Origin of the sequence: Geitlerinema sp. PCC 9228 (genome assembly GCF_001870905.1) — a bacterium.
In the GTDB taxonomy this organism is placed as follows: domain Bacteria; phylum Cyanobacteriota; class Cyanobacteriia; order Cyanobacteriales; family PCC-9228; genus PCC-9228.
Genome location: NZ_LNDC01000034.1, coordinates 1 through 22,543, shown reverse-complemented (window position 1 = coordinate 22,543; position 22,543 = coordinate 1). Strand labels below are relative to the sequence as shown.

The following is a 22,543-nucleotide window of genomic DNA, read 5'->3' as shown; positions in this document are numbered from 1 at the left end:
TTCAGTGGCTACGCTAGGGGGATTATGATTTTGATTTTTTATGGCTGTGGTGGATGTTCGTGGTTTTTGATTTCTTTGGCGTTTGGTTTTTTCTCATTTGCTATCAATGGTCGCTCTGCTTCTAGATAGTCTAAAAAAGTACGGGCAACGACGGAAAGTTTTTTTCCTACGGGATAGATGGCGTACCAATGATGCTTTATGGGAAAATCTTGGACGTTTAAAATGGCGAACCAACCAGTATCTTGTTCTAAAGCGATCGCGTGTTTGGATAAAACAGAAATTCCTAATCCACCTAAAACGGCTTGTTTGATGGCTTCGTTGCTGCCTAGTTCCAAGCGGACATTTGGCTGCATTTTATATTTTTGGAATAATTCTTCTAAGGCTTGTCTGGTTCCCGAACCGGATTCGCGCATAATGAAAGGTTCTTCGGCAAATCGTTCAAAGGGAATATCTGTTTCTTGGGCGAGGGGATGGTCGGCTGGCGCGATGGCAATGAGGGGATTTTCTAAAATTTTATGAGCGGTGACGTCTACATGGGCGGGGAGTTGGCTGAGAATGTAAAAATCATCTTGGTTTTCGTGAAAATACTGCCAAATCCGTTGGTGGTTGGTGAAACGTAACGATAGTTCCACACCGGGATATTTCTGGCAAAAAGGACTGATAATACGCGGTAAAAAATATTTGGTTGTGGTAACGGCACTTAACTTGAGTTTGCCTTGTTTTAAGCCTTTTAGATCGGCGATCGCGCTTTCTAACTCTCCCAACTCACTAAAAACTCGCTGGCAGCTTTCGTACAAAATCTCTCCTGCCTGAGTTAAGTATAGCTGTTTGCCCACCTGTTCAAACAAAGGTAGTCCTACAGCTTTGGTGAGTTGCTTCATCTGCATGGAAACCGTCGGCTGCGTTAGAAACAATTCTTCGGCTGCTTTGGTAAAACTAAGGTGTTCTGCTGCTAGTGCAAAAACACGCAGTTGATGGAGGGTTACATTTTGAATCGTAGACATTTTGGGGATGGCTATAGATTTTTTCTATTGGTTTCATTCTAAACATCAATTTTACATGATATGTTGTCTTGCTTACGATGATTCCCGCGTTTTTGCTAGGTATTTCTTGAAACCTAGTTGGGGAGGATTTTTATGTTATGGAATCAAAAACAATGGCAAAAGACACTTTTAATTGCTTGCGTGGGTATAGGGATTCCCAGTTTGGCAACTGCCGACACCGCCAAAGCAGAATGGAGCTACGGTGGAGCCACCAATCCCACCAAATGGGATGAGTTAAATGCCGAATTCAAAACTTGCGAAACCGGTAACAGATAATCGTCGATTAACATTCAAACTGGCAATATAGGAAGTCGTGGTTCGGGCAATATTAATTTTAATTACGATGGGGGAAGTACAGTCACAATTGACAGCGAAACCTACGAACTCAAGCAATATCATTTTCATCTCCCCAGCGAACATCAGATAAACGGGGAAGCCGCCGCCGTGGAGTTGCATTTGGTCCATCAAAACCAGCAAGGAGAAATTGCTGTTGTGTGGGGTTTGACTGCTATTACTGTGTTGATGCTATTTTGCTATGATTTTTTGCTGGCGCCTTGCGATCGAGATATGGCTGCTGGGTATCGGTTCTGGGTTTGGCAAAATTTGTTGATAATGTAGAGGCAGGGAATTGGAAGTTGCTGTTAAGCGCTGGTTCCCTTCTCTACTGCTATCAAGCCCATCAAGCAGACCCATCATGGAGCAATATCCTGTCGATCCGCAAAAGGCACCTACGGAGCGCGCGCCATCGCCTGTCAGTATGGCATCTGATGCTGCTCAGCCCTCGGATTCCGAGTCCATCTACCATGTTAGTGCTTTTGACCGCGCCATGATGCAGCGGTGCCTTCATTTAGCGCGGCAAGCCCTGGGACGCACGGCCCCCAATCCCTTGGTGGGGTGTGTCATTGTGAAAAATGGACGGATTGTGGGTGAAGGCTTTCATCCTGGTGCTGGGTATCCCCACGCGGAAGTTCGGGCTTTGCAGGCAGCCCAAGAACGAGCCAAAGGCGCTACCCTATATGTTAATTTAGAACCGTGCAATCACTACGGACGCACGCCCCCCTGTACGGAAGCTGCGATCGCAGCGCAAGTGGCCAAGGTGGTGGTGGGGGTGCAAGACCCCGATCCCAGGGTTTCCGGCAGCGGCATTGCCAAATTGCGTTCGGCGGGGATTGAGGTGGTTGTAGGGGTGGAAACCGAGGACTGCTGGCAGCTCAACGAAGCGTTTTGGTACCGAACCGTACGCGGGGTGCCTTTAGGAATTTTAAAATATGCCATGAGCGCCGATGGCAAAATTGCTACTACCACTGGACACAGTGCCTGGGTAACGGGAGAAACGGCACGGCACTGGGTGCACCAGTTGCGTTCTAGCTGCGATGCGGTGGTGGTCGGGGGTAATACCGTACGCCAGGATAATCCCTATTTAACTAGTCACAACGAAAATTTACCCAATCCGCTGCGGGTGGTGATGAGTCGTACGTTGAATTTGCCCCTATCGGCACATTTGTGGGAAGTGGAACGGGCACCAACGTTGGTGCTGACCGAACCCAACGCCAACCCCCAGATGCAGCAGCAGTTGCAGGAAATGGGTGTAGAAGTGGTGGAACAAACTCCGCTAACGCCACAGCGGGTGATGGGCTATCTCTACGAACGCGGTGCCATGTCGGTGTTGTGGGAATGTGGCGGTACGCTGGCCGCCCAAGCGATCGCGCAAGGGGCAGTCCACAAGGTAATCGCTTTTGTAGCAGCCAAATTGGTAGGAGGACAAGCGGCTCCCTCACCAGTGGGAGATTTGGGCATTTTGAAAATGACGGAAGCACTGCCTTTACAAAATGTCCGATGGCGATCGCTGGGTGCTGATTATTTATTGGAAGGATATCTCAGCCGCACGGGAACCCCAACCATGGAAACAACGTCTCGGGTAGATCGGGCTTGACAAAATTACCAAGATAGGATATATAGCATGATAGCTCAATGGTGGCATCAAAGTTGGGCTAAACGAACATAGCAGGTCCCATAGAAACCTATAGGCAAACCCATAGAAAGCTGCTAAAATTTTTTTGTACGTATTCAACCCATCCCAATCTCCCAAATTGTTTCATCGATGGGTGGTACGGCTTAGCCAAATTTCACAGGCTTGGCTGGCAGAGTCCCAAGCGATTCTGGAAATTAAGCACAAGCGAAAAGGTAAAATTGTTCCCGAGCTTCCCTTTGACAAGGGCAAGTGTCCATAGGCTAAAAATCTAGCTGAAAATTTTTGAACTGGTGTGAGGGTTATCGGAACCAATGAGTCAGAAACTGCGCAATTCCTTACTGGCAGCGCCCATTTTATTGGGCATGACCTGCAGCTCCGTGGCTGCGGCTCCAGAAGGTCAACAAACCAAAGTCTCCCAGCTTCTCTCTGAAACCGAAGCTGAGTCCCAAAGCATGGGTCAGGTAACTTCGGTTTCCCAGCTGCGGGACGTACAGCCTACCGACTGGGCTTTCCAAGCTCTGCAATCCCTCGTAGAACGCTACGGATGTATTGCTGGGTATCCCGACCGCACTTTCCGCGGTAACCGGGCGATGACTCGTTATGAATTTGCAGCGGGTCTGAATGCCTGTATGGAGGTAATGACCCAGCTAATCGAGCAAAGCACGGCTGACTTGGTGCGTCAAGAAGATTTGGCCACGCTACAACGGCTGCAAGAAGAATTCCAAGCGGAACTAGCTACCCTGCGGGGTCGAGTAGACAGCTTGGAGGCCCGTACGGCAGAACTAGAAGCCAATCAATTCTCCACCACGACCAAACTGAACGGGGAAGCGAAATTCTTCCTCGGCGATGCTTTTGGTGGCGAAGACCTCAATAGCGATATCCAAACCACCTTCAGTGGCATGGCGGAGCTGACTTTGGATAGCAGCTTCACCGGACGCGATCGCTTGCGGACACGCCTACTAGCCGGCAACATTCCCGGATTTGGGGAAGATGTTACCGGCACCAATATGGCGTTTATCGATGATGAAGATGATAGCGGTCTTGCCTTTGAACTAGACGAGTTCTACTATCGCTTCCCCCTCGGAGACAATCTCAGAATTTGGGTAACCGCAGTAGGTACGGACATCGATGATATCTTCTCGGAGGACGCTTTCGTAGGGGGTCCTTACCTGTCTGAATTTGCCGACAACAACACCCTGTTCGACCAAACCGATGGTGCTGGTGTGGGTGCCAACTTCAAGTTTAGCGAAAACCTCGGTTTGGATGTCCTCTACATGGCAGACGAAGACGACGCTAGCGAGCCTGGTTTGGGAGAAGGTATATTCAACGGACCCTACAGTGTCGGTGCTCAGCTGAACTTTGCTGCTGGTAAATTGGACGCCAGTCTTTCCTATCTCAACACCTTCAACGGCGAACCTGGTGGCGGTACGGGTAGTGCCTTTGCCGACGATCCTTTTGCTGGCGGCGACCTTAACTCCCACCACATCGGTCTCCAAACTGCCTATCGTCTGAGCTCCAAATTCCACGTTGGTGCTTTTGGTGGTGTGGTCTTCTCTAACCAAACCGACAGCGACAACGACGCCACCATTTGGACGGCAGCTTTACAACTTTCCTTCCCTGACTTGGGTGGCGAAGGGAATGTCGCAGGTATTTCCGTTGGTATTCCTCCCAAAGCTAGCGACAACGACTTTATTGGTCGGGAAGACGAGGATACCTCGGTCATCGTTGACGTTGCTTACGAGTACGCACTAACAGACAATATTTCCTTAACCCCTGGTGTGATTTGGGTTATCAATCCAGAACACAACGATAATAACGAAGATATTGTTGTTGGTGCTCTCAAGACTACCTTTGAATTCTAAGGGAAGCTTTCCAGGGTAAACTGACCGAAGCTTGTTTGACAAAAATAAAGAAAAGTAAAGCCCAGTTTTGGAGCTGGGCTTTTTTATATTATTGTGCTATCCCAATCTCATACCAAATCCGTACTGGCAAAACCCGATAATGCAAGCGGGTAATAACCCCCTATTGTTCCCCTTGTAAAGCAGGGGGACGGTTCGGTTACCATTTCCTTAATAATATGCAAGAGATAATAGAGGCATTTTTGTAGGGGCGCAACGCGTGAGCGCCCCTACCAGGGCAATTGAAAAATTCCAGACAATCGTTGTTTTTCAGAAATGGTATTATATTTGTGGTTTAGCAATATCGGATTTCGCATCAGTCCAAGACTAAAACACCATTGCCTTAAAATCCTTTCGATTTTGTAGAGGGACGTATGTGAGGGACTCTCCATTCCAGCGTTTCCGCTGTTCGTTGTTCGGCATAATTTTTTATATTTCGTGATAATATTAAAGATTCTCTAGAGAAAGTAGATTTTCTAGAAAACCTGCGCTACGATAAAGAGATTCAGAAACATTGGTGTGAGGTTTTTGAAAGCAAATGAAGCACAAGATCTATACATCTTTAGTAGCGACTCCCCTTTTGTTAGGCTTGGCTGGTCACTCGGTAGGTGCAACTCCCGAAAACGAACCTACCAAAGTGTCAGAGCTGTTAGATTCATCAAAATCTCTGCAGCAAGTTACTTCCGTATCACAACTGCGGGACGTACAGCCTACCGACTGGGCTTTTCAAGCGCTGCAATCCCTCGTAGAACGCTATGGCTGCATTGCGGGATATCCCGACCGCACCTTCCGCGGCAACCGGGCGATGACCCGGTACGAATTTGCAGCGGGTCTGAACGCCTGCATGGAGGTAATGACCCAGCTAATCGAACAAAGTACGGCTGATTTAGTTCGTCAAGAAGATTTAGCCACCCTGCAACGCTTGCAAGAGGAATTCCAAGCGGAACTGGCTACCTTGCGCGGACGGGTAGACAGCTTGGAATCACGTACGGCAGAATTAGAAGCCAATCAGTTTTCTACCACCACTAGGCTCACAGGTTTTGCTTACTTTTTCCTAGCAGATACCTTTGGTGGCGAGGATTTGCCTGGAGGTGGCGACACGCAAACCACCTTTAGTGGCGTTGGTTACCTGAGTTTTGAAACCAGTTTTTCTGGAGAGGATTTGTTGCGGACTCGCATCGTGGGAGGCAACTTGCCCAACTTCGACCGCAGCGAAACGGGAACCAATATGACCCAAGTGTTCGCGCGTTTCGATACGGGCAACGATATTATCTTTGATGAGTTTTTCTATCGCTTTCCTGTCAACGATAGCATTACGGCTTGGGCTACAATTACAGGAACGGATATTGACGATATCTTTTCCCAAGCGGCTAGCACTTCTCTAAATGGCAACGCCCTATCCGATTTCAGCCAACACAATCCACTGATCTACGAAGAAACCACCGGTGCTGGTTTTGGTGTGAATTTTCAACTAAGCGAAAACTTGCGGGTTGATGCCATCTACATGACCAGTCCGGGGGATGCTGCGGATTCTGGTTTGGGACAGGGATTTTTCAACGGCGACTACGCCACTGGTTTGCAGGTAAGTTATTCTGGTGGCGATCGCTTTGATGTCTCTTTAGCCTATCTCAACAGTTTCGCCAACAACGGCAGTGCCAATTTAGGGGGAACCGAAGGTAGCCTCAACGCCGACCAACCCTTTGGCGATAGCGATACCATGGGTCACCACGTGGGGCTGCAAGCCGCCTTTCGTCCGAGTTCCAGCTTTGAAATCGGTGCTTGGGGAGGCTTTGTCTTTGCTAACCAAACAGATAGCGACGACAACGCCACCATCTTTACCACGGCTGTACAATTGGCTTTCCCCGATTTAGGTGGAGAAGGCAATCTAGCTGGCTTGGTCATTGGCATTCCACCAAAAGCAATTGACAACGATGACAGTTTGCGGGAAGACGATGATACTTCCATTCTTGTGGAAGCGTCCTATAAATACCAAATTACTGACAATATTTCTCTTACCCCCGGTGTGATTTGGGTTATTAACCCAGAACACGAAAGCGGCAACGAGGATATTGTCTTAGGTGCTTTGCAAACTGTTTTCTTCTTCTAAATCCTGGTTTCCCAAGGCACTAGATAAGCGGAAAACAGGGGACATAGAAGGGACGATCGCTCGATCTTTCCCCTGTTCCCCCTCTTTTTATTGCGCGATCGCATCTGGTTGCTTAACCGTAGATGGTTGAAAATGCTGTTCCAACAGCTGGGGAATTTCTTCCGGTTGAATGCTTTTGTAGCGTGTCTTATCTGGCATCACCAGAAGATTGGGACCGGCTTTACATTTTTTCATACAGCCGGTGGGTTGGATAGCAATTTTTCCCTGCAAACCGCGATCGCTAACTGCCTCGGCAAGTGCCTTATGAATGCAATCAGCCCCCCGTTTGCGGCAGCTTGACTTTCTACACAGCAAAATCTTGCCTTGCGGCTGGCTGGTTGTGGTATTGCGAGCCACTGATGGGGGGTTGTCAACCTGCCAGTAGGATGTTTCTTTTGTCGCTTTAGCCGTTTCGCTAGCTGCAGGGGTAGCTGTTTCCCCTTCAACCGCTGCACCAACGGGAACGATGTGGTAGACCTTGCGTTTGCGTTCGTTCTTTTTCAGGTGTAGCACCTCTTCCCCCTGCACTTGCACCCAAATTCCTGGTTGTAGTCTTTGCTGCAGCAAATAGCGGCTGGATTTGGGAAGCTGAAGTTTCAGGTCATATTCCCCTGCCTGGGTAGACAGTCGAAACGATTTCTTGGGTTTGCCATTTTTGTACACAAATCCTAGAAATTGCCCTTCTAATTGAAACGGAGATACTTGCTTTTTACTTTTACCCATGGTATTTTCCTAAGATCGTTATCGGTCGGATTATCGGTTGGAATCGAGTTTCCAGCAGTCTTCCAGCCAAGTTGCCAGTTCTCGGCGGTCGTAGGTCAGCTGTCGCAGTACGCTATCGAGTTGAATCATGGCGTGAAAGCTCGATAGACGCACCCGTAAAGGTTGGTTGGTGGCACACCAGCAGGGAATGGCAAGTTCTTGCAGCCGCCGATATGCCTGCCATCTTTGGGCCCAATCAATCTGCTCTATTTCCACAGTGTCTTCAACGGTTTTTGGTGCTTCCATGGAACGGCCTCGCTCGCTTCAGTGTTTTTGCAAAAAATTTGCACTTAAAAAGGGATAAGAAAACGGCCATCCCTCGATCCCATAGCCGAGTGTTGACCGAGAAAGAGCCGCACTAGCAGATTATCAATCCCGCTATTTCCTTGGTTTTTTAGCTGGTATTTTCGATAATAGATGAAAAAAGTTTTCATTTACAACCCCGAAGATGTGAAAATTTCTTAAAATTTTGGGTACTGAAGTTGGGGGAGTCTATGGGGGGATTGCCGGTAGCGTTGTCTGGGGTAAGTTTGTAAAATTCCATAAAGACCCTTAAGAAATTTCAGTTGCGGACTGAACCAAAACGAGGAGAAGTCGAACCTATGACGACGACCCAGCACACCCCCCTACAAGCTTTCGACCAGGTCAAAGAAAATCCGGTACTGCTAGACACTTCCGTTACCCAGCCAGTTTGCGAAGGCTTGAACGTCATGCTCGCCAGCTTCCAAGCCCTATACTTGCAGTATCAAAAGCATCATTTTGTCGTAGAAGGGGCTGAATTTTATCCCATCCATCAGTTCTTTCAAGAAAGCTATGGCGAAGCCTCTGAACACGTTCACGAAATTGGCGAACGCTTGAACGGTTTGGGCGGCGTTCCGGCGGCAAGCTTCTCCAAGTTACAGGAACTGTGCTGCTTTGAAACCGAAACTGATGGGGCTTACAATGCCCGTGCCATGCTAGAGCACGATTTAAAAGCCGAACAGGCAATTATTACCCAACTACGCCGGCAAGCTGCCCAAGCGGAAAGTCTCGGCGATCGCGGTACCCGTTACCTATACGAAGAAATCCTACTAAAAACCGAAGAACGCGCCTACCACATCGAGCACTTCTTGGCTAGCGACACTCTAGTAGTTCGCAGCTAACCCAACGACAGACACCTTGACACCCGCTCAAATTTGCTTCCCACTCGCCTTGGTTTGCCCCTGGCGGGTTTTTTTGCGGCCCCCATCACCCATGCTGCTACGATCGGAGTTGTTTGCGAAAGCCTCTAGCAATCAGGAAGGATGGCCAATGAACCCAGCGATCGCGAAAATTATTCACCTGCTGCAAACCAAAGGCAGCCAGCCATACGGCAACGAAGCCGTCAGCCAACTGGAACATGCCTTGCAATGCGCCACCTTAGCCGAAACCAACCAAGCACCACCAGAGTTGCTAACTGCTGCTTTGCTGCATGATTTGGGACACCTGATGCACAATTTGGGAAAAGATAGTAGCGATCGCGGTATTGACGATCGCCACGAATATTGCTGCTTGGGCATGCTGCGATCGATATTTCCCCCTGCGGTTACCGAACCCATTCGCCTGCATGTAGAAGCCAAACGCTATCTTTGTGCCACAGAACCCCAATACTGGCAGGAACTATCCGCCGCTTCCCAAAAAAGCTTAAAGCTACAAGGGGATACTTTCTCCCTCGAACAAGTGCAGCAATTCCAACAGCAGCCCTACGCCAAAACCGCCGTAAAGCTGCGCCGATGGGACGAACGAGCGAAAGTTCCTGGAAGAAAAACGCCCCATTTAGAACATTTTATTCCTTACTTGGAACAAGCCATGCTGCCACCAACTATGTCGTTTCGTCGCGGTTGATGGCATAACGGCTGGGCGTACCGAGAAATGGCAGCAAAAGCATCCAGTGCAACTGTTCCACGCGCAAATTCCTTTGATACTCCGAAAGTCCGATGGTCATGGTTTGCTGGCTGGCGGCAGGGCGATCGCGATAGGTCCCAAACAAATAATCCCACCAGGGAAGATTGAAGCCAAAATTGCTGTTGGTTTCCTGCGGAACCACTGAATGGTGGACTCTGTGCATATCTGGCGTCACCACAAACAACCGCAAAACGCGATCGAGTTGTTGGGGCAATGTCACATTACCGTGATTGAACATGGCAGTGGCATTGAGCAGAACTTCAAAAATCAAAACCCCCAACACAGGTGCCCCCAACAACAGAATGGCTGCCATTTTGATGCCCATAGACAAAAGAATTTCTAACGGATGAAATCGCAACCCCGTAGTAACATCAAAGTCAATATCTGCGTGATGGACTTTGTGCAGCCGCCACAGCGTGGGCAGGGCATGGAACATTACATGTTGCAGGTAAATGACGCCATCTAGGACAATAACGGAAAGAACGACAGCTTGCCAGTAGGGGATATTCGCGACGTTCAACAATCCCCAACTGCGTTCGGTTGCGATCGCGGCTACGCCGACCGCTGCCATGGGAAACACCAACCGCAAAATCGCAGTATTGAGAACGACAATGCCCAGATTGCTCAACCATCGCACTGGCTTGGAAACCGATAGTTGCCGGCAAGGGGCGATCGCTTCCCAAAGTGCCATCGCCAGCAAAACCCCAAAGAAGGCAGAAAATCGGATAATCGGTTCGCTGTTCATAAGAAGTCAAAATTGAACATATATCGATATTTTCATGTATAGCATGATTTTTCAAATGCTAGCAAAGCGCAAGTATGTCGTTTTGCCAGCATTGTCGTGCTAGCCTGGGAGGGTTTTCTGGAAATCCTGTCTGATATAAAATTCTAAATTCTCCCTTTTAGCGTGATTTTGGGAAAATGAAATCCGATCGCTAATGTAGGGGTAGCGCCCCCTACCTACCCCTACAAAAGGGACCCACAGCGGGAGTTGCCCCGACAAAAAAATTGTGGTTCTTCCATGTCAGATTTGGTATTCAAGGGAAGAAAGGTTATCCCAAGTTTTCTAAAACGACTCATTCGGTGGAATATAAAACATCAGATTAGAATCCTTCTAAGTGCAAAAAGTATACGACTTCACTGATAAAAAGAGAATCGGGAAACTCAAATTAATTGTTTCAAGGGATTTGAATTCCTTTTTTCCCGCACCAATTAAACGAGTTCGCATTCTTTGAAAAACGAAGCGAAAAGTAACTCCATCCACTCAACCGTAACAAGTAGAAGAAGTTTCGCCCAGGAGAACCTCAATCCCAGAACGGTCGAAAGGCTAGAAGTCGATATGCCCGTAAGCATTTAAAAGTAAGTAGGTAACGAAAAGAGAGCGTCAATGGGATCGTCGTGCAATTTTTTCGATAGCAGCTGTGCGGTCATGCGGCAGAAAGCACAAATATCACCACTGGTGGGATGTCCGCAACTTTGACAGGTATTCAGTTCGGTGGCATCGTCGCGGGTAAAGTAGTGGCTGCCACGTTCCAAATATTCCATGAGGAATTTCTGTTTCATGCCAGGGGATTCTGTTTCTAGATTGTTGAGCAGTTCTTTGTAAAAATGGGAACGTGCCCCCAGCGCATTGGGACATTCCTCGACAATATAGTCAATGCCAGTAAGTACGCAGTAGGCGGCGGTTTCCCGTTCCGAAAGCCGAATTAACGGTTTTACCTTGCGGGCAAATCCTTTTTTGCTACCTTCGAGAACTGGCGATTGCCGGGCTAGGGCTTCCGTATTCCAACCCAATACATTGCCCAACAGGGTAGCCGCTTCGTCGTCTAAATTGTGCCCAGTCGCGATCGCATGGTAACCGCCATCAAAGGCCTCGCGATTGAACAGGTATCGCTTGCTCAACCCACAAGCAGAACAGGCCGGTCGGTTGGTATACTGGGTAGCATCGGGAATATCAAAACCGTATTTATCCGCTAAAGATACGTAGCGCAGTTGGGCGTTGCGTTGTGCGGCAAATTTTTGCGCTTTTTCACCTGAGGTTTGCGAGTATTCACCAATTCCCAAATCTATGTATAAACCATCCGCTTGGTAACCTAGTTGCAAAAGTACATCCCACAAGGCGAGGCTGTCTTTGCCTCCAGAAATAGCGACCAAAACGCGATCGCGGTGGCGGAACATGCTAAATTTTTTAATGGTACGCTTGACTTGATTTTGGAAATATTCCAAGAAATGCTCACGGCAGAAAGCGCTGTTGTGGCGTTTGAGTTCGATAACCGCTTTTTGCCGGCACTTTTTGCATTTCATAAGGCATTTCCTCCTGAAATCGCCGAACGAACTTCTAACTCGGTACCATCGCGAACCACTTCGTCAGGCGTCAGTAAGGTATCCCCACAAATGGCGATGACTGCTTCTGGATTTAGCTGCAACTCTTCCAGAATATCTTTAATGCGACGACCGCCTTGGCAGTACCATTCTCGATGTTCGGGAACTGTCATGAACACACGAACCCCAGAAGATTGGTTTTGCTTGGCTTCGCTCATAACCAACCCTTGCCAATGCTTCTAATGGGGTATGATAACTGAGTTACAAGGCTTGACAATCTAGATAGTTTTTCGGTTTTTTGCCAATACATTGTACTGACAAAACGGACACATTCCTATCAAACTGCCATTTGCGATCGCCGCCTACTTGCGTTTTCTCGGAGATCGGTTTTCTACCTATCGGGAAAATACGGATTTGGAGATTCTCCGAGTTGGTTGGCTGCCCTCAAGCTTATGCGATCGCGTGTGGAAAATTTAGCGAATTTGACTTTGGTGAATCATCCCTATGGAACCGCAAGCATCGGTATAGTACCACTCACCATCGTTGCCGTATAAATTAATGGTATTTTGCTGGCGAACCGAACAGATAATATCGCCATTTGGGTAAGCTCGAACGTTGGATGGTGGGTCAAAAACCACAGCTGTTCTCTGCTGCGGATTGGCGCTAGCATGGCAAACAAAATCAATCATTCCTTGGGTGGCTCGACTTTGGGGAGAATACCAGCCAAATCCTTCCGCATACCAGCGATTGCGCGAACAATCCGCCGTAGCCGCGATCGATTCGCTACCAATTCGGTACTGAAAATCAACGCCTCGGTCGGTCATCACCATACTGTACCAATTTACCCAAATAGTTTCCCCTGTGGAAGCGCTTCCCATATTCAGCCAAGTCTGCCCCGAACTATTTCTACGAGCGTTGCAAACGTAGTTAAACATATCTTGGGTGGCTTGGCTTTGCGGTGAGTACCAACCATATCCGTCAGCATACCATTTATTCCCCTCACAGTAGGCAGTGGCGTCGATGGTTTCGTTGCCAATGCGGTAGCGAAAATCAATGCCCCCTGGCTGGCTGCGGATGCTATCGCTGTCTACAAAAATAGATTCTCCGCTAGAAGCACGACCCATGTTTATCCAATTAACTGCGATCGCGGGATAAGCCAACACAGCCGTTGCCAAGGCAGCAGAAACCCCAGTCGTCAAAAAGTTCTTTTTCATTGACCGAACTCCTTAGGAAAGTTTTGTTTTTTATCGCTTATTTATCCCTATCTGCCAACAAGATATATTTTGATTTTAGCACGAGAAAAATTTTCTTATTTAAATCGCAATATTTTGTCATACAAACAGCCATATCCCTGTAGATACGAAGGTATTAATACCAAATCCAACATAGAGAAACCACAATCTTTCTGTAGGGGGAGGCAGGGGGGCACTATTCCTGCATTTTTGTGGGTGTATGTACATCGGATTTCGTATGACTAGGTGACAAATATATCCTACCATTTCCTTAACAATCTGCAATAAACAATTGGGATATTTCTGTAGGGATTCTGTGCGAAGCGCCTCTGCGAAGATAATAAAAAAGATCTCAAAAAATTCTTGTTTTTCAAAAGTCGTATCCTTCTTCCTCCTTTTCTACCCAAATGCCGAAAGTCACAAAATTCCCCTTTATTCATTGGATTGCGATCGCGGCGAGCAAATACTGGTTTGCCAGCGCCGACGAACTTGTTGCAATTCTTCACTAGGATTGGCAACGGAAAAAGCTTCTTGGATAACATCCGATCGCCACCCTTGTTGTTGAAAATATTGGGCGCGATGCAGGGCAATTTCGTTGGCATTGGCACCTTGTTGTTGGAGTTTGGTTTCTAAGTCGCGCACATTTCCCCAATGTTGGGCGCGCGTGGCATAAGGAGAAACTTGAAACGGTACTTCCAAAACAGCATTTTCTCCTAAAAATGCTACCCAATCGTAAGCTTTTCCTGGCTGCAGGGGATCGCCATCGTAAACCACATGGGAATCGTCAGGGGTAACTGGTTGGCTCCACAAAACCGTATCGCGTCTGTTGCGGGGTTGCACTTCAACTTTGACCAATTCTCCCTGCCAGACAAATACCGGTTGTTGGTGCCAAATTTCGTTCCTTGGCGCGATCGCGCAAATGTCTCCTCGATTTACTAAAGGAGTATCGCCTTCACTTTCCCCCGGTTCTTCTCGGTTGAAAATTGTCGTCCAAGATAAATTATTTTCTTGGGCACGAACTGGTATTATTCCTATTTGAAATAATAAGAAAATAATAGGTAAAGTTTCCATAAGATTGGGTAAAAATTTCATCAAAAACCTCCCATTTCTCTGTGGCTTAAGCCGTGCTCGCCGTCGCTTTCTCCTGGTGGTTGATTTTGTATTAGATTGGTCCAAGGAATATCTATTTTTTTGAGATCGACCCATTGAAAGGAAAGCAGACATCCCGTGAAAATACTAATTGAAATCAATGTAATTTTTATCATTGTTTTCGTCTCCAAAGCATAGGTAGTAGATAGCTGCTTAAAGCTACAGCTGGCAAAACCATGGGAATGGCAATTTGCCACCAAACGTATATTTGTAGGCTGGATGCTACGTATAAAATTGCGATCGCGCTGCCAAAATAAAATATTTTTCGACGCGAAGGTAACTGACTGCGATTGACAAACATTTTTTTGAGAATACTACCCAACACAACCATCACCGCGATCGCGAGAATATCGGGAATCCAATAAATCCGACGCTGGTTGAGTATATGATCTATCATAAAAGCATGAATTTCACCACCGTAAATCTCCATTCTATCTTTATCAGCAATCCAATATTGAAATGCATCGGGAATTGGATGCCCATCGGGACTACCTTGCGTCAATCCCATATTGTCATATTCTCCGGGAATTATAATAGCAGCTTGTGTGTTTTGAAGAGATGATTTCTGGTTTGACATAGCTAATAAATCTCTAGCAGTTATCGTTTGATAAACGCTGCTGGAAGGAATAGAAAAATCAATGGTAGGGTGGAACCATCGTTGCCCTAGAAATTGATAGGCAAAACTAGTAAAAACTGGTTTTTGCCAGGGATAAAAGAAACGATCTTGCTGTAAGTTTTCGTATTTTTTTGGAAGTTTTTTCTTCATTTGTTTGATTAAATCTGATTGGCTTTTTAAACTAGGTTTTGGGAACATGTGTTCGGCATTTTCTGCTCGAATTTCTACCAACCAAGCCAATACATATGGAAACGGATAGGGAATTTCTTCTGGTTCTTTTCCCAGGAGAAACCGCATGTACCAAACTTTTGTATAACTGGGATTGGTCAACCCATATATGTGACCGTTCAAACTCCAATTGGAGCTTGCCAAATTGGAATTAACCGAATTCCAACTCCCCTCCTCAGACCCCCTAATAGCAGCAAAAACAAACCAAGTCGGTGGTGTTTGAGTGACACCAGATTTTAGCGATCGCGCCAAATAAGCATCGTTTTCTTCCTGATGAAAATCAAGCAAATAATCAATACCAACAATGGGTACATCTAAAGCCGTTAATTTGTCAACTAATCTAGCCAAATAGCGGCGGTTTAAAGGTGTCGGTTTGCTAATTTTATCAGGTGCCGATCGCAAAGAACTGGCGTCAATTTCGACTAACAAAATTGGCGGTGGTAATTGTTGCGACAATTTGGGAGTAGAAAGTTGCCCGGTGTAGTCGCGATAAATCGATTGAGCAAGTTGTCTGGTTGCCAACAACCAAGGTTGTATTGGTAGCTGTTCCAAGCTGCATAAAAAGACAAGAGAAAGGACAAAAGCTTCCAGTTTATTGGGCAAACATTGTTTAGCTTTCGCCAGCCATCCCCGTGGTTGCAAGCGAAACAGTTGGGCATCGGGATGTCGGAAAATAGAAGGAATGAGATAGGCAGAAGGATAGGTTAAATTTTGCTTGGTTTTGAGATATTTACAGGTAGACAATAGGGCATCATGAACGTTTTCGCCAACGGAAATTTTTTGTAGAAATTCGGTTAAAAATTCTTTCGCAACGCGGTCGTGGATAGGTTCGCGCATAACCACCACTTGCGACAACCCCAAATCGATGACAGCATCGGCAATATTTAACCCGTTGCAAGAGTTGAACAGGGCAAACTTTAATCCTCGTTGGCGCGCCAAAGCCAAATCGCTGGCAATTTCGCTCATGGAAATGGAAACATCGGGTGCGATCGCAATTTCCCCCCCAGTAACTTCCGTTTCGTTGCTATGACCTAAAAATAATAAAATATCCCAACCCAACGGGTCAGTAATTACCCGGCGTAGTTCAGTTTTTAACTGTTGAATATCTCTCCCAGGTTGCCAGCCGAAAAAATGAATATTCAGTCGTTTCTCTAGATGAGAAATTGCTTCTTTCTCTGCTTGAAAATCCAATCCCGTGCTGTCACCAGCAACGGTTAAAATTCTGGGTTTGCGAGCAATAAAAAAGGCTTGGTTTTTGTCGTGGTTGTCGCTACGTAAGTTGTTGGGATAGCGGGAAAAGCGAATCTGGGCTTTGCTGGCAAATTCCGTTGCCAACTCCCAATTTTCCCAAGGGAAGCGGGCAATTTCCAAAGGATAGCAACTCAGAAAAATATCTACAATACAAGGAGTATTGCTACTGTCATTGCTGTGTTGGGCAATTTGCGAGCGAAGATCGAACAACTCTGCACTGCGCAACCAACGATGAAATTCGTAGGTAAACTTGGCTTCCGCCTGTACCAATTTGGCATGCCAATCCACTGGCGAGGCATCCATAGCGCCGCTAGCCACCACCCGACCCCGCAAAGCAGTTTTGTAAAAACTGATATAGATACGCTGCCATTCTTGATATAAATTGGTGAGAAACGTAGGATATTTGACATGGGCAAGCAGCTGTTTTCCCTGACCCCAATCCAGTTTAAACAGGCAGAACTGTTCGACTTTACAAATATTCAAGCGGTATTGAACTGTAGGCATAATGGTACAAACAAGAGATGGTTGCCAAAAAAAACTGTAGGTTCGGTAAGTTTTGAGAAAGCTATTTGTCCGCCATCGTGGATTTTCATCAACCCGCTACTAACCAACTACTGTTTGGGCTAGGGTTTCGATCGAAACGACAAAATTTGATAACCATCCAAACTGCGATCGCGGTCATTGGAGTCCTATATTGCTATTATGGCACTACTGGGATGCGAGGAAACTTGAATTTACCGTTGCTGGTTCGAGTTGACAACCAAATCAATTAAGATATCCCCTCCTCGTCGGGGCAAAAAATAAACGGAGGCAGCGCGATCGCGTCTCGATCGTCTAACGCTATGGCAACAGAAAAAGACTCCCATCGTTCGCCCACAACACAAGCATAGAGAATGGTTTCGCGATCGCCAGGATTCACCTTTTTTTCTAACAACAAATCAGTTTCGTCGCTAATCCGTAGCGTCGTTCCCACCGGTAGCGTCACCCCCGCGTTGGTACTTAGAATAAACAACAAACTCCACTGGTCGCTTGGCGCGATCGCCTCATGGCTGGATTCGGTATCGGTCGCTGGCATGTGAGGAAGATCGGCAGACGCGATCGCGTATAATTTCAGCGAGATGCCCCCCAGTTGCATGTTGCGATAGGCCCCCCTAGCTGTTTCGGAAATTTCTAAGCCATTACGCTCCAACTGTAACAAAATCGCATCCAAATCCGCCGTTACCGATCGCAACGCCGAAGTAGCCGGTGTGAGACTGGGTAGTAAAACCCAGGAAAGTTCGCTAGCAGTGGTTTGGATTTCATCTTGCAGCCATTTGGCAACATTAATCGCTGGTTGACAAATTTCCCGCAACCGTTCCAGCAAGCGATGGTGTTGGTAAGGTTGGTCGGCAGTTGCCAGTTCTAGCAACTCTGGATTGGCTAAAATCGATTTGACCCGTTCGTAAGCCACCATTTCCCACCAGGGGCGATCGCTGCTTTGTAGTTGCGAAACAATTGGTGTGAGTTCTTCCAACTGTTCCCAGGCAGCCATGGCACTTGCCCCTGGCAACGGCAACGCCTCGCCTTCCAAACATCGCAAATACAGCAACAAGCGATCGGGTGATTCAAACCAACTCAGGGGAACAAAATCGTGCCAATCCTCTTCTGGGGATAGAGACTCGTGGCGGCAGCGTTCTCGCAATTTGTCGTAGCGCAACACACCCAAAATTCGAGCTTGTTCTGCTTCTTCCGCCACTTCCACCGCCACGTAAAAATGATGGGCAAACGTTGGTAAGTGCAAGCTAACCCGCGGCATCGCGATCGCATCATCCGTCAAACTTCCCATTGCCACCGGTAGAATTTTCCACCCTCCTGCCTGGAGATATCCCACAGCATTGGTAGCCGGTGCGTATTTTTTCTGAAATTTGGCTTCTACTGGCACTGCCAGCGATCGCTGCTGCAACCACTGTTGCAATCCTCCCAAAGCCAAAAACTGTAAGTACATTTGCCATTGTTGGGATTCGTAACCCATCTCCGATGTCATCTCCACCGCTTGCGATGCGCGATTGGGTTCGATGGCAAAAGCATTGGTATCGAGGCTTTCCCAATCAAAAAAAGAAGGTGATTGAACCATAGCACCAATCGAAACTCCATATGAAACATGAAACTAACCAAATCCCAATCCTCGCCAACCTCTTTCGATATTGACTGAGACGCTAAATTGAGAAAGAAAACCATTTCGCTGAGATTTCCATCCGAAAATGGTTGTCGGTACGCGATTGGTTCGCGAAACGACGCTACCTTGACAATCTTCTATATTTCCACCCATGGAGGAACTTATGCCAAAAGGGAACCGTTACAATTGATTTTTTATGGCGACAGTTGGAACTGTTCGCGCAGCAAACGACACAAACGTTGGGCAAATAGACTCTGTTGGGCGTTTTTTTTCGGAAAGCTGGCTTCTTTTTCCGCTGCGGCGATCGCAGTTTCCACCTGTTCGTTGAGGGCAATTTCTATATTTGCCTCTAAATTTTGCAACTCCTGTGGCGTTTTATACTGCCGTAGCTGTTGCCAAATAGAATCTTTGAGATCGAGTATCATTTTTTGGCGTACGTCGGTACGAAACTCTTTTAACTGTAACAGGCGCGTTACTTGATACTGTGCTTTCAACTCCAACTGTTGGGCTATGTCTCCCATCGCCATTCCCTGGCAGTGGAATAAAAACAATCCCTGCAATAATTTTTGGGATTGGGTGGTTTTTTGACGCTGCTTTTTCCGCAAGCGATCGCGCAAGACTGCTTCCAGAGAACGATCCAAACTGCGTACAAATTCTTGGCGGTAAAATTGTAGAAAATCGATTTGCGCTTGGGTGTTGTTGGTGTCATTTTCCCTGGCAGGCAGCGGTGCTGCATATTGTTCGTATTCCAGTTTTTGGGAAGTTTCGGGAATGTCTAAAGATTGGCTGGGCATGAAACCGCCGCGTCGGTAAATGCGATACTGGCGCAAGCGATCGGCTAAAGATTGCAGTTGTTCTAAAATGGTTTCAGGAGACTGTTGTTGGGCAAGGTTAGGCTGCATGTCTTGCGCGATCGCGGTGAGTTGGCTTTGGGTAGGAGGCAAACAGCGATGGGAATATCCCTGTTGTTTTTGTCGCAAGCGTTGGGCGCGATAAATGCGATGGTAGCTGGCTAGCAGGGTTTTGGTAAACTCAATTTCGGCATGGGTGTATTGGTGAAACTCGCCTAAAATTTTGGTTAGTTGTTTGGGTTGGGTATCGTTTAAAATTGCCCAGTCGCTGGCTAGATAAACACCGTGTTGTAATAAAAAACGATTGAGTTCGCGATCGCGTTTGACCAGTTTATCTACCCAATTGGCAAGACTGCCCCGTTGGGGATTGAAAGTTTGTAAAATTTGCACCGCTAGGGGTTGGTATGAGGGAACCGATGCCGATGCCATGGATTTGATAGATTCTAACGAGTCGTTTAAAACCAAAGGCAGCAAGTCATCGCGATTGAACCCATGTTGCTGCCCAAATTGCTTTTCCAATTGGGAACAAACGCGACAAATTTGATGGGAAATGTAACAGCGCCAGCACAAACTCACCTTTTCCTGGTATTGAGGATCCTGCCACAGCGCCAGTAACCGAGGTTCGATGTTCGTGTCAGCAATGCTATCGGAGTGGAAAATATGGGGAAACTGCTGGCGGAAAAACTCCTTTGCCGACGGAATTTCGACAATCAAAACCGTTCCCGCAGCCGTTAGTTTTGCTAGTTGCCAGTATCTGGAAGGGGTACCCACGCCGCTAATTTTTCCTTTCGCTGATTTGGAAGGTATCTTTTACCTATCCTAAGTGGCACTGGTGAAAATATGTTGGATGACCTGCAAGAAAATTCATAGCATTTCCTTAAAAGTATGCTAGCAATAATCGCGGGGACTTTTGTTGGGGCGCAACGCGTGAGCACCCCTACTAGGAAAATCGGAAAATTCTAGAGAATCATTGTTTTTTAGAAATGGTAGAAGCTATTCTATATTGCCTGATTCCCCGGGGGGTGGTTGACGCTGAATCCCCTGACGAACAATTAAGGTTTGTAAAATTTTCTTGACAATGGGAGCGGCCGTTGTTCCACCGCTGCCCCCTTGCGGTTCGTCTACCACGGCTAAGACCAAATAGCGGGGATTGCTGGCGGGAACCATACCGACAAAACTGGTGATGATGGCATTTTCTTTGTAGCCACCGCGGGGATCGGCTTTTTGAGCAGTTCCCGTTTTGCCAGCAATGCGATAGCCTTCAATGGCAGCTTTTTGACCGGTGCCATCTTCCACCACTTCTTCCATCATCGCCAAAACGTCGCGGGTGGTTGGTTGGGAAAAAATGCGGCGGGATTGCCCGAGGGAGGGTTCCCAGTATTTGTTGCCTTGGCGGTCGAATAAGCCTGCTACCACGTGGGGGGTCACCAAGGTACCACCATTGGCGATCGCGGCGTGCAGTTGTGCAAGTTTGATGGCTGTCAGGGAAAATCCTTGCCCGAAGGCTGTGGTAGCGGCCTCTACTTGGGAATTGACAAATTGGGACTTGCTCTTGATATAGCTGGGAATTTCAAAAGGGAGATCGATGCCCACAGTCTCTGACAAACCCAATTTTTGCAGCCAGTTGTAGTAAGTTTCCCGCGGCAACTGTTCCATCACGTGGACCATACCCACGTTGCGGGAGTATTTTAAAATTTCCGTAACCGACTCGACACCTGGTGCCCCCTGTTGGCTGTAGTCGTAGTTGGAAATAGGGTACCCTTCAATGGTAATGCGACCCTCATCGCGAAAGCGGCTGTTGGGCTCTACAGCTCCTGTTTCCAAAGCGATCGCTACGTTAATCGGTTTGAAGGTCGAACCGGGTTCAAACAAATCCGTTACTGCCCAATTCTTAAACAAGCTTACATCAAACTCGTAGTAAGTATTGGGATTGTAACTGGGATGGGTAGCTAAACTCAAAAGCGAACCATCTCTCACATCCATCACCAAAGCCATGCCGCGCTGAGCTTGAAAGCTTTCTATTTGCTCTGCCAAAGCACGTTGAACCATCCGCTGCAAAGGTACATCCACCGTCAGCTGCAACCGCCAATCATCTAAATAAAGAAAGCCCCCTGGCACTTGCCCTTTCACTTCATCTGCCTTCACCACGGGCATCAAAGAACCGTAGCTGCTGCGGCGATACCAAACTTCCGGCACCGAACGCATCAAAACCTCTTCCTGGGAACGTTCTATCCCAGCCTGACCTTGGCGATCGATATCGACGTATCCCACGACACTAGAGCCAATTTCCTGGTAGGGATACAGGCGAACCGAACGACGGACCAGTTCCAATCCATCTAATTGCAAACTACGGATTTTTCTGGCTTGCGTATCGGATACAGTATCTTCCAAGCGAATACCACTTTTGCGCGTCTTGAATTCCGCCAGCAATTCCGCCGGCGATCGCTCTAAAATTGGAGCTAGTTGACGAGCTACCTGTTCGGCAGGTGTTTCGGCTTCGCTCAATGCCTGCGTTGCAGCTTCCCCAGAAGCACCATTGCGGCCAAATAAAATAGGATGGGCGTACAAGACGTAAGCCAAGCGATCGATAGCCATGGTATTGCCCTGGCGGTCTACAATGGGGCGTCGGGGAACAAACGGCTGCAACTGCACCAACTGCTGTTCGGTAGCCCGTTGCTGCAGTATCTCCCCCTGCCATCCCTGCAACCGCAACAAATTTCCCCCCAACAACAATCCAAAACCAATCAAAATCCCCCAAACCATAACCAACCGCATCCGTAAAGTAGAGGGGGATTTGGAATCGGTATGTTTCTTTTTGCGATCGCTGGTTTGTAAGACCCGGGACATGGATTTTGATTCTTCCTTGCGTCATTTTTCCAGAAGAGAGCATGGCGGCATCGGAGCTTCGGAGTTTGACACTCTCACGAATAGAATTCGTGAGATTCTCGCTTCATCGGGTGTGCCTAGATAGATTCGCTATGCTAACCCATCCCCG

Annotated in this window: 18 protein-coding genes and 1 pseudogene; 7 read left to right on the top strand and 12 right to left on the bottom strand. The window is 47.4% G+C overall.

Annotation, left to right across the window (positions count from 1 at the left end; translation table 11 throughout):
- Positions 1-38: 38 nt before the first annotated feature.
- The gene (locus AS151_RS02500; RefSeq protein ID WP_139240460.1) at positions 39-995 is read right to left on the bottom strand and encodes a LysR family transcriptional regulator; all 957 of its coding nucleotides are present in this window, start codon (positions 993-995) and stop codon (positions 39-41) included.
- A gap of 141 nt (positions 996-1,136) precedes the next feature.
- Between AS151_RS02500 and AS151_RS02495 the strand changes: the two genes are divergently transcribed.
- The 4 genes from AS151_RS02495 (at position 1,137) to AS151_RS02480 (ending at position 7,020) form a co-directional block, all read left to right on the top strand.
- Positions 1,137-1,319 (top strand): hypothetical protein, encoded by a 183-nt coding sequence (locus AS151_RS02495; RefSeq protein WP_071515495.1) that lies wholly within the window; start codon positions 1,137-1,139, stop codon positions 1,317-1,319.
- Positions 1,320-1,800: 481 nt separating this feature from the next.
- Positions 1,801-2,976 carry a bifunctional diaminohydroxyphosphoribosylaminopyrimidine deaminase/5-amino-6-(5-phosphoribosylamino)uracil reductase RibD gene (ribD, locus tag AS151_RS02490; protein WP_244532836.1) on the top strand — a complete coding sequence of 392 codons (1,176 nt, stop codon included), beginning with the start codon at positions 1,801-1,803 and terminating at the stop codon, positions 2,974-2,976.
- A 350-nt stretch (positions 2,977-3,326) separates the two neighbouring features.
- Positions 3,327-4,877 (top strand): iron uptake porin, encoded by a 1,551-nt coding sequence (locus AS151_RS02485; RefSeq protein ID WP_071515493.1) that lies wholly within the window; start codon positions 3,327-3,329, stop codon positions 4,875-4,877.
- A 574-nt stretch (positions 4,878-5,451) separates the two neighbouring features.
- A complete protein-coding gene (locus tag AS151_RS02480) occupies positions 5,452-7,020 on the top strand; it encodes an iron uptake porin (protein WP_071515492.1) in 1,569 nt (522 codons plus the stop codon).
- 87 nt (positions 7,021-7,107) lie between these two features.
- On the opposite strand, the gene AS151_RS02475 is transcribed toward AS151_RS02480, so the two are convergent.
- Both AS151_RS02475 and AS151_RS02470 read right to left on the bottom strand, forming a co-directional pair.
- Complete coding sequence (locus AS151_RS02475) at positions 7,108-7,782, bottom strand: (2Fe-2S) ferredoxin domain-containing protein (RefSeq protein ID WP_071515491.1); 675 nt, start codon at positions 7,780-7,782, stop codon at positions 7,108-7,110.
- Between the two features lie 30 nt (positions 7,783-7,812).
- Positions 7,813-8,067 (bottom strand): Asr1405/Asl0597 family protein, encoded by a 255-nt coding sequence (locus AS151_RS02470; RefSeq protein ID WP_071515490.1) that lies wholly within the window; start codon positions 8,065-8,067, stop codon positions 7,813-7,815.
- Between the two features lie 356 nt (positions 8,068-8,423).
- On the opposite strand from AS151_RS02470, the gene AS151_RS02465 reads away from it, so the two are divergent.
- Together AS151_RS02465 and AS151_RS02460 are read left to right on the top strand one after the other, a co-directional pair.
- Positions 8,424-8,963 (top strand): Dps family protein, encoded by a 540-nt coding sequence (locus AS151_RS02465; protein ID WP_071515489.1) that lies wholly within the window; start codon positions 8,424-8,426, stop codon positions 8,961-8,963.
- A 91-nt stretch (positions 8,964-9,054) separates the two neighbouring features.
- Complete coding sequence (locus tag AS151_RS02460) at positions 9,055-9,684, top strand: phosphonate degradation HD-domain oxygenase (RefSeq protein ID WP_244532835.1); 630 nt, start codon at positions 9,055-9,057, stop codon at positions 9,682-9,684.
- Here the strand turns inward: AS151_RS02460 and AS151_RS02455 are convergent.
- On the bottom strand, positions 9,662-10,489 hold the full coding sequence (locus tag AS151_RS02455; protein WP_071515487.1) for a sterol desaturase family protein: 828 nt from the start codon (positions 10,487-10,489) through the stop codon (positions 9,662-9,664). The two genes, AS151_RS02460 and AS151_RS02455, sit on opposite strands and share 23 nt — an antisense overlap.
- A gap of 391 nt (positions 10,490-10,880) precedes the next feature.
- Here AS151_RS02455 and AS151_RS23195 point away from each other — a divergent pair.
- Positions 10,881-11,112, top strand: a pseudogene (locus AS151_RS23195) (RNA-guided endonuclease TnpB family protein); the annotation flags it as partial.
- On the opposite strand, the gene AS151_RS02450 reads toward AS151_RS23195, so the two are convergent.
- The 8 genes from AS151_RS02450 to AS151_RS02410 all read right to left on the bottom strand — a co-directional run bounded on the left by AS151_RS02450 (position 11,098) and on the right by AS151_RS02410 (position 22,395).
- On the bottom strand, positions 11,098-12,048 hold the full coding sequence (locus tag AS151_RS02450) for an ATP-binding protein (protein ID WP_071515486.1): 951 nt from the start codon (positions 12,046-12,048) through the stop codon (positions 11,098-11,100). The pseudogene AS151_RS23195 and the gene AS151_RS02450 overlap by 15 nt on opposite strands.
- Positions 12,045-12,284 (bottom strand): hypothetical protein, encoded by a 240-nt coding sequence (locus AS151_RS02445; protein WP_071515485.1) that lies wholly within the window; start codon positions 12,282-12,284, stop codon positions 12,045-12,047. Before AS151_RS02445 ends, AS151_RS02450 begins: the two co-directional genes overlap by 4 nt.
- Before the next feature lie 255 nt (positions 12,285-12,539).
- Positions 12,540-13,280, bottom strand: a complete 741-nt coding sequence (locus AS151_RS22435; protein WP_211517497.1) for a hypothetical protein — start codon at positions 13,278-13,280, stop codon at positions 12,540-12,542.
- A 450-nt stretch (positions 13,281-13,730) separates the two neighbouring features.
- Positions 13,731-14,390: a hypothetical protein gene (locus AS151_RS02435; protein ID WP_071515484.1), complete on the bottom strand. Its 660-nt coding sequence runs from the start codon at positions 14,388-14,390 to the stop codon at positions 13,731-13,733.
- 169 nt (positions 14,391-14,559) lie between these two features.
- Positions 14,560-17,046, bottom strand: a complete 2,487-nt coding sequence (locus AS151_RS02430; protein WP_071515483.1) for a CHASE2 domain-containing protein — start codon at positions 17,044-17,046, stop codon at positions 14,560-14,562.
- Between the two features lie 265 nt (positions 17,047-17,311).
- Positions 17,312-18,655, bottom strand: coding sequence for a DUF1822 family protein (locus AS151_RS02420; RefSeq protein WP_071515481.1), 1,344 nt, complete (start codon positions 18,653-18,655; stop codon positions 17,312-17,314).
- Positions 18,656-18,891: 236 nt separating this feature from the next.
- On the bottom strand, positions 18,892-20,319 hold the full coding sequence (locus AS151_RS02415) for a hypothetical protein (RefSeq protein WP_071515480.1): 1,428 nt from the start codon (positions 20,317-20,319) through the stop codon (positions 18,892-18,894).
- A 222-nt stretch (positions 20,320-20,541) separates the two neighbouring features.
- On the bottom strand, positions 20,542-22,395 hold the full coding sequence (locus tag AS151_RS02410) for a penicillin-binding protein 2 (protein ID WP_071515479.1): 1,854 nt from the start codon (positions 22,393-22,395) through the stop codon (positions 20,542-20,544).
- Positions 22,396-22,543 lie beyond the last annotated feature (148 nt).

What these genes read in the sequence shown, in the direction of transcription:
- AS151_RS02495 (WP_071515495.1), top strand. Translation starts at nt 1,137, where the DNA reads ATGTTATGGAATCAAAAACAATGGCAAAAGACACTTTTAATTGCTTGC.
- ribD (WP_244532836.1), top strand. Translation starts at nt 1,801, where the DNA reads ATGGCATCTGATGCTGCTCAGCCCTCGGATTCCGAGTCCATCTACCAT.
- AS151_RS02485 (WP_071515493.1), top strand. Translation starts at nt 3,327, where the DNA reads ATGAGTCAGAAACTGCGCAATTCCTTACTGGCAGCGCCCATTTTATTG.
- AS151_RS02480 (WP_071515492.1), top strand. Translation starts at nt 5,452, where the DNA reads ATGAAGCACAAGATCTATACATCTTTAGTAGCGACTCCCCTTTTGTTA.
- AS151_RS02475 (WP_071515491.1), bottom strand. Translation starts at nt 7,782, where the DNA reads ATGGGTAAAAGTAAAAAGCAAGTATCTCCGTTTCAATTAGAAGGGCAA.
- AS151_RS02470 (WP_071515490.1), bottom strand. Translation starts at nt 8,067, where the DNA reads ATGGAAGCACCAAAAACCGTTGAAGACACTGTGGAAATAGAGCAGATT.
- AS151_RS02465 (WP_071515489.1), top strand. Translation starts at nt 8,424, where the DNA reads ATGACGACGACCCAGCACACCCCCCTACAAGCTTTCGACCAGGTCAAA.
- AS151_RS02460 (WP_244532835.1), top strand. Translation starts at nt 9,055, where the DNA reads ATGCTGCTACGATCGGAGTTGTTTGCGAAAGCCTCTAGCAATCAGGAA.
- AS151_RS02455 (WP_071515487.1), bottom strand. Translation starts at nt 10,489, where the DNA reads ATGAACAGCGAACCGATTATCCGATTTTCTGCCTTCTTTGGGGTTTTG.
- AS151_RS02450 (WP_071515486.1), bottom strand. Translation starts at nt 12,048, where the DNA reads ATGAAATGCAAAAAGTGCCGGCAAAAAGCGGTTATCGAACTCAAACGC.
- AS151_RS02445 (WP_071515485.1), bottom strand. Translation starts at nt 12,284, where the DNA reads ATGAGCGAAGCCAAGCAAAACCAATCTTCTGGGGTTCGTGTGTTCATG.
- AS151_RS22435 (WP_211517497.1), bottom strand. Translation starts at nt 13,280, where the DNA reads ATGAAAAAGAACTTTTTGACGACTGGGGTTTCTGCTGCCTTGGCAACG.
- AS151_RS02435 (WP_071515484.1), bottom strand. Translation starts at nt 14,390, where the DNA reads ATGAAATTTTTACCCAATCTTATGGAAACTTTACCTATTATTTTCTTA.
- AS151_RS02430 (WP_071515483.1), bottom strand. Translation starts at nt 17,046, where the DNA reads ATGCCTACAGTTCAATACCGCTTGAATATTTGTAAAGTCGAACAGTTC.
- AS151_RS02420 (WP_071515481.1), bottom strand. Translation starts at nt 18,655, where the DNA reads ATGGTTCAATCACCTTCTTTTTTTGATTGGGAAAGCCTCGATACCAAT.
- AS151_RS02410 (WP_071515479.1), bottom strand. Translation starts at nt 22,395, where the DNA reads ATGTCCCGGGTCTTACAAACCAGCGATCGCAAAAAGAAACATACCGAT.